The 15806-nt window shown below is 67.5% G+C and carries 16 protein-coding genes; 11 read left to right on the top strand and 5 right to left on the bottom strand.

Annotated features, from left to right (window positions below):
- Positions 1-382 precede the first annotated feature (382 nt).
- From ASG51_RS02570 to ASG51_RS02560, 3 genes are read right to left on the bottom strand one after another with little or no spacing between them, the layout of a single operon-like run.
- Positions 383-2164 carry a DUF2326 domain-containing protein gene (locus ASG51_RS02570; RefSeq protein WP_056378841.1) on the bottom strand — a complete coding sequence of 594 codons (1782 nt, stop codon included), beginning with the start codon at positions 2162-2164 and terminating at the stop codon, positions 383-385.
- Positions 2161-2415, bottom strand: a complete 255-nt coding sequence (locus ASG51_RS02565) for an ABC-three component system middle component 6 (RefSeq protein ID WP_056378839.1) — start codon at positions 2413-2415, stop codon at positions 2161-2163. Before ASG51_RS02565 ends, ASG51_RS02570 begins: the two co-directional genes overlap by 4 nt.
- Complete coding sequence (locus tag ASG51_RS02560; protein WP_156389532.1) at positions 2412-3464, bottom strand: ABC-three component system protein; 1053 nt, start codon at positions 3462-3464, stop codon at positions 2412-2414. The genes ASG51_RS02565 and ASG51_RS02560 overlap by 4 nt, the downstream gene beginning before the upstream one ends.
- Positions 3465-3629: 165 nt before the next feature.
- Here ASG51_RS02560 and ASG51_RS02555 point away from each other — a divergent pair, with 165 nt between their 5' ends.
- Entirely contained in the window at positions 3630-4178 is a 549-nt protein-coding gene (locus tag ASG51_RS02555; protein ID WP_056378835.1) for a metallophosphoesterase, read from the top strand.
- A gap of 45 nt (positions 4179-4223) precedes the next feature.
- On the opposite strand, the gene arsH is transcribed toward ASG51_RS02555, so the two are convergent.
- A complete protein-coding gene (gene arsH / locus ASG51_RS02550; protein WP_056378834.1) occupies positions 4224-4976 on the bottom strand; it encodes an arsenical resistance protein ArsH in 753 nt (250 codons plus the stop codon).
- A 50-nt stretch (positions 4977-5026) separates the two neighbouring features.
- On the opposite strand from arsH, the gene ASG51_RS02545 reads away from it, so the two are divergent.
- From ASG51_RS02545 to ASG51_RS02525, 5 genes are read left to right on the top strand one after another with little or no spacing between them, the layout of a single operon-like run.
- Entirely contained in the window at positions 5027-5386 is a 360-nt protein-coding gene (locus ASG51_RS02545) for a metalloregulator ArsR/SmtB family transcription factor (protein ID WP_056378967.1), read from the top strand.
- The gene (locus ASG51_RS02540; protein WP_056378831.1) at positions 5379-5906 is read left to right on the top strand and encodes an arsenate reductase ArsC; all 528 of its coding nucleotides are present in this window, start codon (positions 5379-5381) and stop codon (positions 5904-5906) included. Before ASG51_RS02545 ends, ASG51_RS02540 begins: the two co-directional genes overlap by 8 nt.
- The gene (gene arsC, locus ASG51_RS02535; protein WP_056378829.1) at positions 5906-6331 is read left to right on the top strand and encodes an arsenate reductase (glutaredoxin); all 426 of its coding nucleotides are present in this window, start codon (positions 5906-5908) and stop codon (positions 6329-6331) included. The genes ASG51_RS02540 and arsC overlap by 1 nt, the downstream gene beginning before the upstream one ends.
- A gap of 36 nt (positions 6332-6367) precedes the next feature.
- Positions 6368-7663: an arsenic transporter gene (locus tag ASG51_RS02530; protein ID WP_056378827.1), complete on the top strand. Its 1296-nt coding sequence runs from the start codon at positions 6368-6370 to the stop codon at positions 7661-7663.
- A gap of 7 nt (positions 7664-7670) precedes the next feature.
- Positions 7671-8834 carry an MFS transporter gene (locus ASG51_RS02525; protein ID WP_056378824.1) on the top strand — a complete coding sequence of 388 codons (1164 nt, stop codon included), beginning with the start codon at positions 7671-7673 and terminating at the stop codon, positions 8832-8834.
- 96 nt (positions 8835-8930) lie between these two features.
- Here the strand turns inward: ASG51_RS02525 and ASG51_RS02520 are convergent, their stop codons facing one another.
- Complete coding sequence (locus tag ASG51_RS02520; RefSeq protein ID WP_056378821.1) at positions 8931-9344, bottom strand: helix-turn-helix domain-containing protein; 414 nt, start codon at positions 9342-9344, stop codon at positions 8931-8933.
- Positions 9345-9831: 487 nt separating this feature from the next.
- Between ASG51_RS02520 and ASG51_RS24850 the strand changes: the two genes are divergently transcribed.
- The 5 genes from ASG51_RS24850 (at position 9832) to ASG51_RS02495 (ending at position 15789) form a co-directional block, all read left to right on the top strand.
- Positions 9832-10062: a GDCCVxC domain-containing (seleno)protein gene (locus ASG51_RS24850; protein ID WP_082513832.1), complete on the top strand. Its 231-nt coding sequence runs from the start codon at positions 9832-9834 to the stop codon at positions 10060-10062.
- Between the two features lie 214 nt (positions 10063-10276).
- Positions 10277-10648: a hypothetical protein gene (locus tag ASG51_RS02510; RefSeq protein WP_056378820.1), complete on the top strand. Its 372-nt coding sequence runs from the start codon at positions 10277-10279 to the stop codon at positions 10646-10648.
- An 82-nt stretch (positions 10649-10730) separates the two neighbouring features.
- A complete protein-coding gene (locus ASG51_RS02505) occupies positions 10731-11126 on the top strand; it encodes a FixH family protein (RefSeq protein WP_056378817.1) in 396 nt (131 codons plus the stop codon).
- Positions 11123-12625, top strand: a complete 1503-nt coding sequence (locus tag ASG51_RS02500; RefSeq protein WP_056378815.1) for an efflux RND transporter periplasmic adaptor subunit — start codon at positions 11123-11125, stop codon at positions 12623-12625. Before ASG51_RS02505 ends, ASG51_RS02500 begins: the two co-directional genes overlap by 4 nt.
- A complete protein-coding gene (locus ASG51_RS02495) occupies positions 12622-15789 on the top strand; it encodes a CusA/CzcA family heavy metal efflux RND transporter (RefSeq protein WP_056378813.1) in 3168 nt (1055 codons plus the stop codon). The genes ASG51_RS02500 and ASG51_RS02495 overlap by 4 nt, the downstream gene beginning before the upstream one ends.
- Positions 15790-15806: the final 17 nt, after the last annotated feature.

Raw genomic sequence — 15806 nt, 5'->3', positions numbered from 1 at the left:
CAGGGCTATCCCTATGAGGCAGCGGTGAGCGGTCACGGGCTGAACCTTGGCGGGGGACGTGTGCGCGGATGGTCGAACCCGCGATATCGGGAACGAACGAAGAACGCATAAGGAGTGAACGACCCGAAGGTCAAGCCGGATTGGGCGTAATCCGATGTCCGGGCGCTTCCTCCTTGGCGGCAACTGTGGATCCGTGTGGACGGTTAAGAAGTCCTTATCGCCGAGCGCCCCCTACAAGCCTCAGGGCGTCCGGCGCAACCTTTGGGATCGGATATGATAGCCTGAAGCGTGCAGCGCGCGTCGCCGTGGTTATCGAGCGTCGAACTGTGCATGCCGGAGGCTTCTACCGCTCCAGGAACGCGTCGGTAGCCGGTACGTCCGCTCACCTCGCGTCGAACCGGATTCCGAACAGGCCGCCGGTCTCGTCGTCGGACAGGCGTGGTCGGAGCACGGCAGCGTCGAGGTCGATTTCGCTTCCGAGGTCGAGGACGTCGAGCACTTCCGAGTTCAGGGCGATGATGTATTGCCCGCCCCGAGACACGGTCGTTCGGTGGCCGAGGGCGATGGCGGTGCGAACCTGGCGGGGGTCAACGCCGTCGAAAAGGTGGCTGTCGTGGACGAGGAGCCCAGGACCTCCGTTGAACCGTTCCGCGGCGGTCTCGTAGAGCATCAGGTCGAAGCAGAAGATCTCCATGCGGTCGATCCCGCCCCGGTTCCCGTCGCCCTGGATGCTGATGCGGAACTCAGGCCCCTTGGGCGTCGCCTCGACGATGAGGTTGCCGTACCGGTCGTCGTAGAGCTCGGTGATCGATCGGTCGATCATGAGGGTGGCCGAACGAAGGGCATCGCCCCGCTCCCGATGATCGGCCTGGAGACGTTGCAGGAGGGATGCGCGCTCCTGCAGCAGCAGGGACTTTTTGCCTTCGAGGACTTCCGCGTTCCTGAGCTTTTCGCGCAGGAGCTCGACCTCGCTGCCGAGGGTGCCGATCTCCTCGGCCATCATCGTGAAATCTTCCAGAGCGCCCTTGCCGGCTATTTCGGCCATGATCGCGCCCTGGCTCTCGTCCAGAGCGGTCATCTCGGCGTCGACCAAGGCCAAGCCCGCGCGGGTTTCCGAGATCTGCCCCCCGAGATGGACGCGGCGATTCTCGGAAACCGACCTCTGGAAGCTCGCGACGTCGTCCATCTTGGCCAGGACGATGCCGGGCAACTGGACGTCGGCGGCGCGGTAGAGGCGTTCGAGGGCGGCGTATTCCGGGGCCCTTTCCTCGGCGACCGCCGCCTCAAGGTGGGCGATGGTCTGAAGTGCGCGCATACGCTCGAAGCCGAGCGACTGGATGCGGCGTCGGGCGGTCGCGGCTTCCGCGGCGCGTTCCCGGTAATTCTCGGCGACCTCGAACGCGGCGATGGCGGCCCTGAGGCGTTCGATCCTGGCCTCGATCCTCTGGATCTCGGGCCGGATCTCCCCGACGCTTCCAAACAGCTTGCCGAAGGCGCCTTCCTTGATCGCCTTCCGTAGGTCGGCCAGGGCGGCGGTGGAAACCTTAAGCTGTTCGATGGCCCGCGGGATGCGCCAGTCCAGGCCGATGAGGTAGGACAGGTTGACTTGCCAGTCGTAGGCGTTCTGCTTCTCGTGCTGGCGTACAGGCACAGCGAACGCGCCTCCGGCGTTGCGGCGGATGAAGTAGCTTACGAGCGAGCGGAAGCCCGGCACAAAGGATTGCTCGAACTCGGTGCCCTTTGGGTCCCTGGGCAGGTCAAACCAGTAGTGGCCGAGGATCTCGCGCCACCGCTCCACGGGAAGGTAGACCGCCCCCGACTTGTCCCGCGTCAGCGGGGCGGCGATCTTGGCGGCATCCTCCTCCAGGAGAAGTATCCGGTTTGCGTCGGCACCGCTGCGCGACACGGTGATTTCATGATGACCGAGCCGGAGTCTGGCGTGGAACGTGAACGCGAACAAGGCGGGCGACTGGAAGATCGACGACTTCCCGGCGGCCGAGCCAAGCAGGAAGTGCATGACCTCGATCACGCTGGTCTTGCCGGCGCTGTTGCGGGTCTGCCTTTCCGTGGACGCGTCGGTACGGTCGGCGAGGACGACGTTGAGACCTTCGTGGAAGGTGAGCCCCTTGAAGCCCGGAAGGTCGCTGGTGAGGGATAGGATCATGGCTTGCGCTCGGCCCGGACGAGCAGGCCCTCGTCGTTCAGGTCGAGGGCGCCAAGGGCCCTGAGCAGGCACATGGCCAGCACGAACCAGTCGAACGGCAGCACGGCGCTGTCGGGGCGCGAGGCGCGGTTCTTCCGTACCCCGTCCCACGCCTCGGAAACGGTCATCGGTCGGGTGAGGACTTCGAGGATGTCCGCGCCGACGCCGATGAGGGCCCGATCCTGGCTGAGATGTTTGCTCGGCAGGATCATCCGAACACCCCTTCGTCGACAACTTTGTCCTTGAAGATGGTGCACCGGACGAAGAGGTAGGAGAGCAAGCTCCAGGCGGCCACGTCCATCTCGACCGCGACCGGACCGTGGCCGACGATGTTGCCGTAAAGCTTCATCATGATGTCATCGGGTTCGAGGCCCTGGAGGTCGAGATCGACGTACTGTCGCCTGAACTCGTTGGCGATGGTCATCGCCATCAGCGGGACCGGGTGGCCCTCGATCTCCCTCTTTACGATGCGCTCGTTCAGGCCGCCCATGGCGATCTTACGCTGGATGGCGCCCGACAAGCCGTTCGTCCGGAGCTTGCCAACCGGCACGTCACGTCGCTCGTCGTCTTCCGGCAGTTCCTCAAGGGTACCCTGGGCGATGGCATCGATGACGGCGACCACCTCAGGAGCCTGGATATTGCGGAAGTCCTCGGCCGTTACCTCGCGTCCGAGCAGGCCGGTCACCTGGTAGGACTCCAAGGACATGATGTGGGCCTCGAAGGTCGCCCAGCCGAAGACCGCGATACGGTGATGCGGGTTGGCGGCCTGCAGCGCGTCGATCCGGGCAAGCGGCGTCGTGCCCATCCCGAGGATGAAGTTGTTGACGATGTGCCAGACCTTCATGTCGGGCCAATGCCCTGCCGCTCCGACGTAGTCCTCGTCGATCTTGGCCGCCAGTCGGGCATTCACGGCCTTGACCTTCGCACCGCCGTTCTCGGCCCCGTAGCACTGGAAGATCTCGTGCCCGGGGCGAAGGTAACCATCGCACTTCCGATCACCGAGCGAGCCCTCAAGCGCGGGCCTCATGAAGGCGTCGGGGTGACGGAGTTCCATCATCCGACAGAAGAACTCCTGGAAGTGGTTGCCGGTCAGGCGCCGCAGCGTGAGCTCCAGCATGTCCGAGAGGGCGAGCCGTTGCTCAGGAGGGATCGGCATGGCTGCGTTCGTACAATCACGGGCGGATTCGTTGGGGGTCAAGCGTAGCAGCCGGCGTTGAAACCCGCGAGCGCGGGATACACCGACGGGCGGGATGACGGCCATTCCCGTGGATCTCGTCGGACGAACCCTTGCGAAGGGACGCAAGCGGTGCGATCGACACTGCGCAACAGGAGCGCCGAGCCGATGAAAACCAGGGACGTCCACCCTTCCCGCTGACTTCGGAGCGCTGCGTCCCGTACGAGGCCTCCGTCATTTCGGAGGCAAAGAATGCCTAGGACGCTCTTCTGCGCGGACACCCATTTCGGCCATCGAAGCCTGCTCAGTTCCCGCATGGCTCGCCCCCGTCCGTTCGAGACCATCGAGGCGCATGACGAGGCCTTGGTCGCCGCCTGGAACAAGGCCGTCCGACCCGACGACATCGTCTGGCACCTCGGGGACTTCGCCTACCGGTGCAGCCTCGACTACGCCGCCTCCATTCGGGCGCGCCTACACGGCCGCATTCATCTGGTCCGGGGCAACCATGATTTCGGGCTGGGCGAGCGTCTCGAATGGGCGGGACCCGTCGTCGACGTCCAAAGGGTCTTCGTCCAGGACCCGGGCATGCCCCGGCGGGTCGCCCTGTGGGTGAGCCACTATTCGCACGTGACGTGGCCCCATGCCTGGCACGGCGACCTTCACGTCTATGGCCACTCCCACGGCAGCATTCCGGCGACCCGGGCGAGCCTCGACGTCGGCGTTGATTGCTGGGAGTGGGCTCCGGTCACCCTGGGCGAAATCATCGAAAGGATGGCGGGAGCCCATGCATCCGGCCCATAGGGCCGATGCCTCGCCGAAGTTCGGAGGCTCCTCCGTCCAGGCCTGTCACGAAGGTCGTTTTACGAACCCGATGTCGACCGCCACGGCCTTGAGCCGTTCGGGCTCCCGCTCCTTCCGCTCGGAATACCGGTCGACGAGGTAGTCAGCCCGCTCGCGGGTCAGGAGCGTGAACCTGACCAGTTCCTCGCAAACGTCGACCACCCGGTCGTAGAGCGGCCCCTGCTTCATCCGGCCGGCCTCGTCGAACTCCTTGTAGGCCATGGGTACGGACGACTGGTTCGGAATGGTAATCATCCGCATCCAGCGCCCGAGGATGCGCAGGTTGTTGACGGCGTTGAACGACTGCGAGCCGCCTGAGACCTGCATCACAGCCAGGGTCCGACCCTGCGTCGGGCGCACCGACTCCTCCGACAGGGGCAGCCAGTCGATTTGGCTCTTGATGACCCCGGTCATGTTGCCGTGGCGCTCGGGGCTGACCCAGACATGCCCCTCGGACCAGATCGAGAGGTTGCGCAGCTCCTGGACCTTGGGATGGTCGGCGGTCGCGTCATCAGGCAGCGGTAAGCTGTGCGCGTCGTAGATCCGCACCTCGCCGCCCATTGCCTCCAGCAGGCGCGCGGCCTCGTAGGCCAGGAAGCGGCTGAAAGAACGCTCTCGGAGCGAGCCGTACAGGATCAGGAAGCGTGGGGCGTGGGTGAACGGTGCCTGCACCTGCAGGTTGGTCGCCGTCGGAACCACGAAATGCTCCTCGCTGAGGTTGGGCAATCCGTCGGCGAAGAGCTGTTGGGGCTTGTCCAAGACGCTTCATTCCTCTACGTTTCAACGATGGTTGAGATATTGACATCATGATGGACGAACGGCAAGCCGTCGCCGCCTTCGCGGCCCTCGGCCAGGAGCACCGCCTGCGCATCGTGCGCCAGCTCGTCACCGCCGGCCCTGACGGAATGGCGGCCGGCATGCTGGCCGAGGCGGTCGGCGTCTCGGGCACCAACCTGTCATTCCACCTAAAGGAGCTCAGCCATGCCGGGCTGGTCACCTCGCGGCGCGAGGGACGCTCGATCATTTACAGCGCCGCCTACCCGGACCTGTCCGAGCTCATCCAATTCCTGATGCGCGATTGCTGCCAAGGGCGACCCGAGGTCTGCGCCCCCGCCGTCGCCGCGCTCGCAGCCTGCTGCCTGCCCACCGGAGACACCGCCCATGCCTGATCGCGTCTACAACGTCCTGTTCCTCTGCACCGGCAACTCCGCTCGCTCGATCCTGGCGGAGGCCATGCTCAAAAAGGAGGGCCAGGGACGCTTCCGGGCCTTCTCCGCCGGCAGCCAGCCCAAGGCAGACGTGAACCCGCTCGCCGTTCAGGTTCTGAGCGAGACGGAGTACCCGACTGAGGGGCTGCGCTCGAAGTCCTGGGACGAGTTCGCCCGCCCCGACGCGCCGGTCATGGATTTCGTCTTCACGGTCTGTGACAACGCCGCCGGCGAGGCTTGCCCGTACTGGCCCGGCCAGCCGGTGACGGCTCACTGGGGCATCGAGGACCCCGCCGCAGCCGAGGGGACGGACCTGGAGCGCAAGACGGCCTTCGTGACCGCGCAGCGCTACCTCAAGAACCGGATCTCGGCCTTCGTGGCGTTGCCGCTGGCCAGCCTCGACGGGGTCGCCCTGTCCGCCAAGGTGCGCGAGATCGGCCAGCAGGCCGGCGCCACCTCGCCCCGCCCGGAGGTCGCGTGATGGACGTCGTCATCTACCACAACCCGGATTGCGGCACGTCCCGCAACACCCTGGCCCTGATCCGCAACGCCGGCATCGAGCCGCATGTGGTCGAGTACCTCAAGACGCCGCCGAACCCGCTCCTGGTGCGTCAGCTCGCCGACCGGGCCGGCGTCACGGTCCGCGACCTGCTCCGCGAGAAGGGGACGCCCTACGCCGAACTTGGGCTCTCGGACCCGAGCCTGACGGACGACCAGCTACTCGATGCCATCGCAGAACACCCGATCCTGCTGAACCGCCCCGTGGTGGTGAGCCCGAAGGGCGTCGCCCTTTGCCGGCCCTCGGAGAAGGTCCTCGACCTCCTCCCGGCTCAGCAAGGCGAGTTCGTGAAGGAGGACGGCGAGCGCGTCGTCGACGAGCACGGGCGCCGCGTCGCCACCGCCTGATCTTCCCCACGCAGCCAAGAACAAGAAACGGTCCCGATGCTCGCGCTTGCCATCTTCGTGGTCACCCTCGTCTTCGTCATCTGGCAGCCAAAGGGGTTCGGGATCGGGTGGAGCGCCCTCATCGGGGCCGCCGTGGCGCTCGCTACCGGGGTCATCAGCCCCGGTGATATCCCGGTGGTCTGGCACATCGTCTGGGACGCCACCTTCACCTTCGTCGCCCTCATCATCATCTCGCTGCTCCTCGACGAAGCCGGCTTCTTTCACTGGGCGGCGCTCCACATCGCCCGCTGGGGCGGCGGCCGGGGACGCCTGCTCTTCCCGCTGGTCATCCTCCTGGGTGCAGCCATCGCGGCGGTGTTCGCCAATGACGGAGCGGCCCTGCTGCTGACCCCCATCGTGCTCGCGATCCTGCTCCGTCTCGACTTCAAGCCGGCGGCGGCGGTGGCCTTCATCGTAGCCTGCGGGTTCGTGGCAGACTCGACGAGCCTGCCGTTGGTCATTTCGAACCTCGTCAACATCGTCTCGGCGAACTTCTTCGACATCTCCTTCAGCCGCTACGCCGCCGTGATGGTGCCGGTGAACCTCGTCTCGCTGGCCGCGACCCTGGTGGTGCTGTGGCTGTTCTACCGGCGCGACCTGCCCGCCACCTACCCGGTGGCCGAATTGGAGGCGCCGCGCCAGGCGATCCGGGACCCGCTGGTCTTCCGGGCGGCCTTCCCGCTCCTCGGCCTGCTGCTGGTCGCCTACTTCGTGACGGCCCCGTTCGGCGTACCGGTCTCGGTGGTCACCTGTGCGGGGGCGCTCGTGCTCCTGGCCCTGGCCAACCGGGGCCGGATCATCCCCATCCGCACGGTTCTTTCGGTGGCCCCCTGGCAGATCGTCCTGTTCAGCCTCGGCATGTACCTCGTGGTCTACGGCCTGAAGAATGCCGGCCTGACCGACTACCTGGCGCAGGGGCTCGTCTGGCTCTCGGGCTTTGGCCCGTTCGTCGCCACCATCGGCACCGGGTTGGCCGCAGCCATCCTGTCCTCGGTCATGAACAACATGCCAAGCGTGCTAGTGGGTGCGCTCTCCATCCAGCAGGCCCAGGATCTCTCACCCCTAATGCGCGAACTGATGGTCTACGCCAACGTCATCGGCTGCGACCTCGGCCCGAAGTTCACCCCCATCGGAAGTCTGGCGACCCTGCTCTGGCTGCACGTCCTCGACACCAAGGGCCAGCACATCACCTGGGGCCAGTACATGCGGGTCGGCCTGATCATCACCCCGCCGGTACTCCTCGTGACCCTGGCGGCGCTGGCGCTCTGGCTGCCGCTGCTCGGGGCCCGGTAGCGATCCGATGGGTCCGACGCGCCGCTGGCCCGTGATCTCGGCCCTGGGCGTGATCCAGATCCTGACCTGGGGCTCCTCGTTCTACCTCCTGTCGGTGCTGGCAGCCCCGATGTCGAAGGATACGGGATGGCCGCTGGGTTGGGTCATCGGTGGCCTGTCCCTCGGCCTCCTCGTGGCGGGTTTGATCTCCCCGAGAGTGGGAGCCTTCATCGGGGAGCACGGTGGTCGGCCAGTCCTGACCTTCGCGGCCGTCGCCCTCGCCGTCGGCCTTGCCGTCCTCGGCCTGGCGCCGAACCTGCCGACCTACCTCGGAGGCTGGCTCCTTATCGGCCTCGGCATGGGCACCGGACTGTACGATCCCGCCTTCGCCACGCTCGGGCGTCTCTACGGTGCCGAGGCACGGCCCGCGATCACGACGCTAACGCTCTGGGGCGGCTTCGCCAGTACGGTATGCTGGCCACTCTCGGCCTTTCTGATCGAACAGGTGGGCTGGCGCGGGACCTGCCTCGCCTATGCCGGGCTGCACCTTTCGGTCACACTACCGCTGGTCCTGCTCGCGATCCCCCAACCGCTCGCACATCCGGTCACGCGATCCGCAGGGCCAAGCCTCGTCATTCGGCTCGATGGTCGGGAGCGGCGTTCCTTCCTCCTCATGGCCGGGGTGCTGACCCTCGGCGGGACCGTGATGGCCATGGTCTCGGTTCACCTCATCACCTTGCTTCAGGCCCGTGGCGTGGCGCTGACCTCGGCCGTGGCCTACGGCGCCCTGATCGGGCCGTCCCAAGTCGGGGCCCGCATCGTCGAAATGGCCGGAAAGGGCAGGCATCACCCCCTTTGGACCCTGACGGCGGCGATGGTTCTCGTGGCGATCGGGATTGCGATGCTGGCCGCGGGCTTGCCCGTGGTCGGACTGGCGCTCGTCCTCTACGGCGCCGGGAACGGCATCTATTCCATCGCACGCGGCACGGTGCCTCTCGCGCTGTTCGGTCCCGAGCGCTACGCCCCGCTCGTCGGCCGGCTCGCCCGTCCGGGGCTGGTCGCGCAGGCGTTTGCGCCCTCACTTGGGGCCGTCGTGCTGACGCAGGCGGGCGCCGACGCGACCTATGCCCTTCTTTCCGTTCTCGCCCTCGCGAACGTCGCGCTCGCCGTATCCCTTTGGTGCGTCCGGTAGGCCGCCTGCCGCATCGGGAGGGGACCGCCCCGAACGAGCCGCAGGCCCGTTCAACGCGGCCCCTTCCGAAGGCCGACCTTCTAAGGGGTCGGCCTTTCACATCGGGGCATCGAGCATGTCGAGAACCGGGCAGGCGGGCGTAGCCGCGCCGCTGCATCGGTCGACCGTGTCGCCCAGGATGCGTTCAAGCCGCGCGAGTTGAGCAAGCTTGGTCCGGACCTCGGCCAGGTGGGCGCTCGCGATATCCCGAACATCGCGGCAGGACCGGTGACCGGGCGCGGCCAGCGCCAGCAAGGTTCGGATGTCCTCGATCCCGAAGCCCAGCGCTCGGGCGTGACGGATGAACGCCAAGCGGCGGACATGGGCGGCATCGTAGGCCCGGTGACCGCCTTCGGTGCGGTCCGGCGGCGGCATGAGCCCTATGCGCTCGTAGTAGCGGACCGTCTCCAGGTTGACCCCGGCCGCCGCCGCGATCCGCCCGATGGAAAGACCTCGCGGACCCGTTACCATTTTTCGCTTGATCCCGTAGTGGCTACGGGATGCATGTTGGCACGATGATGACTGACGCACCATCCGCAGCTGCCTCGGCGGTCGGCGGTCCGCCCACGTTGCACGGCCGGCCGGTTCCCTCCGGAAGCTGGTTCGCCGGCCTCGGCACGGTCGCGGGCTTGGGAGCCCTCGCGGCATCGTCCTGCTGCGCCCTGCCGGTCGCGCTCGCCGGTCTCGGGGCGACGGGAGCCGTGTTCGGCGGGTTGGCGATGTTGTCGTACCTCCGCCCGCTCCTGCTCGGCGGGGCCGCCTTGGCCCTCTTCGTCGGATGGGGTCTGTTCCTTCGTCGCCGGGCGACGGCATGCGACATGTCCGGACCCTGCTCACGGAAGGGACCATCCTGGGGCACGGTCGCGCTTCTGGGGCTCGGAACCGTGCTGGTCGGTCTCTCGCTCGTGTGGGAACCCTACCTTGAGCCCGTGGTACTCAAGGCGATGCGGTAACGCGGATGCAGCTTCGATCCACTCTTACATGCCCGCATTGCGGTCATACGGCGACGGAAGCGATGCCGACGGACGCCTGTCTGTTCTTCTACGAATGTACCGGCTGCGGCGCGCTCCTGCGCCCGAAGGCGGGCGACTGCTGCGTCTTCTGCTCCTTCGGCGACGTACCCTGCCCGCCCATCCAGGAGGCTCGCGAGAACGGCGGGTCTGCGTCCTGCTGCTCGGGGCTCTCTTGAGCTGCGGATCGGACAGGAACGATACCCGCTCGGTCCAAGTTCGGGCAGGGTGCCGTGCGGAGCGATCCGACCTTTCCCGACCACGGTCCGACGCTCGATGGAGCGTGTCCGAAACCCTCGGGTGCATAGCTTCGGAGACCCGAGTGCGAGACGTCCGGCGCGTCCCGTACTCCAGACCCTTCCTCGCCGGCACATGATGTGGCATCGTTCGCCGGTGACCTTCTGGCTCGCCCTTCGCAGGCTGCTCCCGCTCCTGGCGGTTCTCGGCCTCGCCCTTGCACCGGTGACCGCATCCGCGGCCGCCGCAGGCATGCGCGCGCCGAGGGCCGTTCAGGAGCACGCCATGGCGATGCCCGACGAGGCCATGGACAAGATGTCGTGTTGCCCCAAGGAGCGGCCGGACATGCCCGACTGCTCGAAGGGCTGCCCCCTGATGGCTCTTTGCTTGGCGAAGGTCGCCACCGGGCTGCCTGTCGCCGTCGGACTTCCGGGCCGCGTCTCCGTCGTCGAGGGGACTGCGTGGGCCGTCATCGCCTCCTTCGACAGCCTGTCTCAAGGGCCGCCCGCCGAGCCTCCCCGAGCCTGAACCCGATGCCGCCGGCCCCTGCGCCGGCCGATCCCGCGCGCCTGAAGGCCCGGGTCCCATCGTGTTCAGGAGATCATCGACCGTGACCAAGACATCGTTTTCGCGCGCCCTCACGGCTGCGCTGCTCGGCCTCGTCCTCACCGCCGCGGCCCGGGCTGACACCAAGGACTACGAGTTCCAGCTGGTGAAGGACGAAGCCAAGCAGGGCGAGGCCATCCTCGACGTCCGCCTCGTCGACAAGCGCACGTCCAAGCCCGTGCCGAACGCCGTCATCTTCGCCAAGCGCATCGACATGGCGCCCGACAGCATGGAGGAAATGACCTCCAAGATCGAGCAACTGCCGTCCCCGGAGCCGGGCCTCTACCGGTTCAAGGCGAAGCTGACGATGGCCGGCGGCTGGCGCCTCTCGCTCGGTGCCAAGGTTCAGGGCGAGACCGGCACCGTCGAGAACAAGCTGGTGTTCAAGGCCACCAAGTGAGCCGGAGAGCATGGCTGGCCGGGACCCTCGCCGCGCTCGCGGCGGGAGGCCTGGGGTATGGCGCGGGGCATGAGGGCAGCCCCGTGCCGGTGCTCGTCCAGCAGGCGCGGACCGGGTTCGCCCATTGGCTGCCGGGTGCACGTCCGGCCTCCCCGATGCCCGCCCAGGCTCCGATCAAGGCGACGGGTCCCGTGGTCTACTACCGAGACCCGGACGGAAAGCCGGACTACGCGTCCGAACCGAAACAGACGGCGGACGGTCGCAACTACCGCGCCGTCCACGCCAGCGAGGACGTGCGCTTCGACGAACCCGACGAAGCGGAGGCGATGTCCGATGCCGGGCACGGCGACATGGCCATGGGGCAGGCCACGATGCCTGCGAGCGCCCGCAAGGTGCGCTTCTACCGCAACCCGATGGGCCTCCCCGACACCTCGCCGACTCCGAAGAAGGACTCGATGGGGATGGACTACCTCCCCGTCTACGAGGGCGAGGACACCGACGACGGCACAGTGACAATCTCGCCCGGCAAGCTCCAGCGCACCGGGGTCCGGACGACGGTGGCCGAGCGACGCGTCCTGTCCATGCCGGTGCGCTCGCCCGGCGCCATCGAGGAGGACGAGCGGCGGATCTCGGTCATCGCGATGCGTACCGACGCCTTCATCGAGAAGGTCGAGGCCGTCACCACCGGCGACCACGTCCGCAAGGGCCAGCCGCTGCTGCGCCTGTTCTCGCCGGAGATGAACGCCGCCGCCGCACAATACCTCACCGGCATCGGCTACGAGGGCGCCCGGCGACGCCTGGAGAACCTCGGCATCCCGCCCGAGGTGATCGACGAGATCGAGCGATCCCGAAAAGTGCCGGCGACCATCACGTGGTCGGCGCCACGCGACGGCGTCGTGGTCGAGCGCAACGTCTCCGACGGCATGCGCGCCAAGTCCGGCGACACGCTGTTCAAGCTCGTTGACCATTCCAGGGTCTGGGTCCTGGCCGACGTGACCGAACGCGACCTGGCGGGGGTGGCCGAAGGCCAGACGGCGACTGTGCATGCCCGGACGTTCCCGGATCGCGTCTTCACCGGCGCGGTGACCCGGATCTACCCGCACCTCGCCATGGGGACGCGTACCGCCCGCCTGCGTATCGAGTTGCCCAACCCGAACGGCGACCTGCGCCCGGGCATGTTCGCCGACGTCGAGATCGAAACCGGCAGCGGCAGGCCGGTGGTCGCGGTGCCAGACGACGCGGTCATCGACACCGGCACGAAACAGGTCGTCCTGCTCGACAAGGGCGAAGGCCGCTTCGAGCCGAGACCAGTCAGGCTCGGCACCCATGGCGACGGCTACGTCGAGATCCGCGACGGCATCGCCGCGGGCGACCGCGTGGTGACCTCGGCCAACTTCCTCATCGATGCCGAGAGCAACCTGAAGGCGGCGCTGCAGGGGCTTTCCGAACCCAAGCCCGATCCCGGGGCGCAGGCCGCCGCCGAGCGGAAGGCGCCATGATCGCCCGTCTCATCGCCTGGTCGGCAAAGAATCTGGTGCTGGTCCTGATCGGGACCGTGTTCGCGGTGGGAGCCGGGCTCTACGCCCTGAAAACCCTGCCGCTCGACGCGATCCCGGACCTCTCGGACGTGCAGACCATCGTCTACACGGAGTACCCCGGGCAGGCGCCCCAGGTCATCGAGGACCAGGTCACCTACCCGCTGACTACCGCCATGCTGACGGTGCCCCGTTCCAAGGTCGTGCGCGGCTTCTCGTTCTTCGGGGTGTCGTTCGTCTACGTGATCTTCGAGGACGGCACAGACCCGTACTGGGCCCGCAGCCGGGTGCTCGAATACCTGAACACCGTGGCCAAGCGCCTGCCGGCCGGCGTCACCCCGACGCTGGGACCGGACGCGACGGGGGTGGGCTGGGTCTACCAGTACGTCGTGGTGGCCAAGGAACGGACGCTGGCCGAGCTCCGCTCGCTCCAGGATTGGGTCGTGCGCTTCGGGGCCTCCCGCGCCGAGGGCGTGGCGGAGGTCGCGGGCGTCGGCGGCTTCGTGAAGCAGTACAACGTGGTCGTCGATCCGAACCGGCTGCGGGCGCAGGGCATCACCCTGTCCAAGCTCCGGGACGCGATCCGGTCGAGCAACGCCGACGTCGGCGGGCGAACGGTCGAGCTCTCCGAGTTCGAGTTCGTCGTCCGTGGCCGCGGGTACCTCAAGAGCGTCGCCGACATCGAGAGCATCGTCCTCAAAACGGAGGCGGGCACCCCCCTGCGGGTGAAGGACGTAGCCCGGGTCGAGCTCGGTCCCGACGAGCGCCGCGGCATCACCGAGATGAACGGGGAGGGCGAGGTCGCCGGCGGGATCATCCTCCAGCGCTTCGGGGCCAACGCCCTCGACGTCATCGCGAGCGCCAAGGCGCGCCTCGCCGAGGTCGCCGCCAGCCTGCCTAAGGGCACCGAGATCCTGCCGGTCTACGACCGCTCGCACCTGATCGAGGCGGCCATCGAGACGCTCAAGGGGACCCTGATCGAGGAGAGCGCCATCGTCGCTCTCGTCTGCGTCGTGTTCCTGCTCCACGTGCGCAGCGCGCTGGTGGCCATCCTGATGCTGCCGGTCGGCATCCTCATGGCGTTCGCGGGCATGAAGGCCTTTGGGCTCGGTGCCAACATCATGAGCCTGGGCGGCATCGCCATCGCGGTGGGTGCCATGATCGACGCTGCCATCGTGATGATCGAGAACGCCCACAAGCACCTGGAACGGGCGCCGCCGGACAATACCAGGGTCGAGATCCTGATCGAGGCGGCAAGCGAGGTCGGGCCGTCGCTGTTCTTCTCGCTCCTCATCATCACGGTGAGCTTCCTGCCCATCTTTACCCTGGAGAGCCAGGAAGGGCGCCTGTTCGGTCCGCTGGCCTTCACCAAGACGTTCGCGATGGCCGCGGCCGCCGTGCTGTCCCTGACCCTCGTCCCGGCGCTGATGGTCGTGTTCGTCCATGGCCGGATCATCCCTGAGCACCGCAACCCGCTGAACAGACTCCTGATCTGGGTTTACCGGCCGCTCATCGCGGGCGTCCTGCGGGCGCGGGTGCTCACCATCCTGCTGGCCCTCGTCATCCTTGCGGCGACGGCGTGGCCGGCGAGCCGCCTCGGCTCTGAGTTCATGCCCGATCTCGACGAGGGCACCCTGATGTACATGCCCACCACGCTGCCGGGCATCTCGGTGACCAAGGCCGGTGACCTGCTCGCCACCCAGGACCGCATCATCAAGTCCTTCCCCGAGGTGGCCTCGGTCTACGGCAAGGCCGGACGGGCCAACACCGCGACCGACCCGGCGCCGAGCGAGATGTTCGAGACCATCGTCAACCTGAAGCCGAAGGCGGAGTGGCGCCCCGGGGTCACGACGGCGAGCCTGAAGGCCGAGATGGACGCCGCGCTCCAGTTCCCCGGGGTCTCGAATGCCTGGACCCAGCCGATCCGCGCCCGGATCGACATGCTCTCGACCGGCATCCGTACGCCGGTCGGGATCAAGGTGCTGGGGACGGACCTCACCGAGATGGAGAAGGTCGCCCGCCAGGTCGAGGCCGTGGTGAAGGCGGTCCCGGGCACGTCGAGCGCCTACGCCGAGCGCGTCCAGGGCGGCTACTTCCTCGACATCACGCCCGACCGCGAGATGCTGGGCCGGTACGGCCTGACGGTCGGCGACGTGCAGGACGTGATCGGGATGGCGCTCGGCGGCGAGAGCGTCACCAACACCGTCGAGGGACGTGAGCGCTACACCGTCAACGTGCGTTACCCGCGCGCCTTCCGGTCGAGCCCGCAATCCATCGCCTCCGAGGTGCAGGTGCCCATCGCGGGCGGAGGTACGGTGCCCTTGGGCGAGGTCGCCAAGGTCGCGCTGACCCGGGGCCCGACCCAGATCCGGACCGAGAACGGGCAACTTGCGGTCTTCATCTACGTCGACGTCTCGGGACGTGACCTCGGCGGCTACGTGGCCGATGCGCGGGCGGCCGTGGCCGGCGAGGTGAGCCTGCCGCCGGGGACCACCCTCCAGTGGAGCGGGCAGGTCGAGTACCTCGACCGCGCGACGGCCCGGCTCAAGATCGTGGTGCCCCTGACCCTCCTGACCGTGTTCCTGCTGCTCTACCTGAACTTCCGGAGGCTCACCGAGACGCTCATCGTAATGCTGTCGCTGCCCTTCGCCCTGGTCGGCGGCGTCTGGCTGATGTGGTGGCTCGGCTTCAACCTGTCGGTCGCCGTGGCGGTGGGCTTCATCGCGCTCGCCGGGGTCGCCGCCGAGACCGGGGTGATCATGCTGGTCTACCTCGACCATGCGCTGGCCGAGGTCCGGGCGGAGTGCGTGCGTGAAGGTCGCCCCCTATCGCGAAACGCCCTGAGGCGGGCGATCATGGTCGGGGCGGTCGAGCGGGTGCGGCCCAAGATGATGACGGTGGTCGCCATCATGGCCGGGCTGCTGCCCATCCTGTGGAGCACCGGCTCGGGCTCCGAGGTCATGCAGCGCATCGCGGTGCCGATGATCGGCGGCATGGTGTCATCGACCGTCCTGACCCTCGTCGTGATCCCGGCGGTCTACGGGCTGGTGAAGGGATGGGGACTGCCGAAATCCGACATGCGGCCAGAGTCCGTCGAAGAGCTTACGATGCCCGCGGCCGCCGAATGAGAGGGGAAAACCAAGTG

This window comes from Methylobacterium sp. Leaf465, from assembly GCF_001424705.1.
Lineage (GTDB): Bacteria > Pseudomonadota > Alphaproteobacteria > Rhizobiales > Beijerinckiaceae > Methylobacterium.
This window is presented reverse-complemented; position numbering and strand designations above follow the sequence as displayed.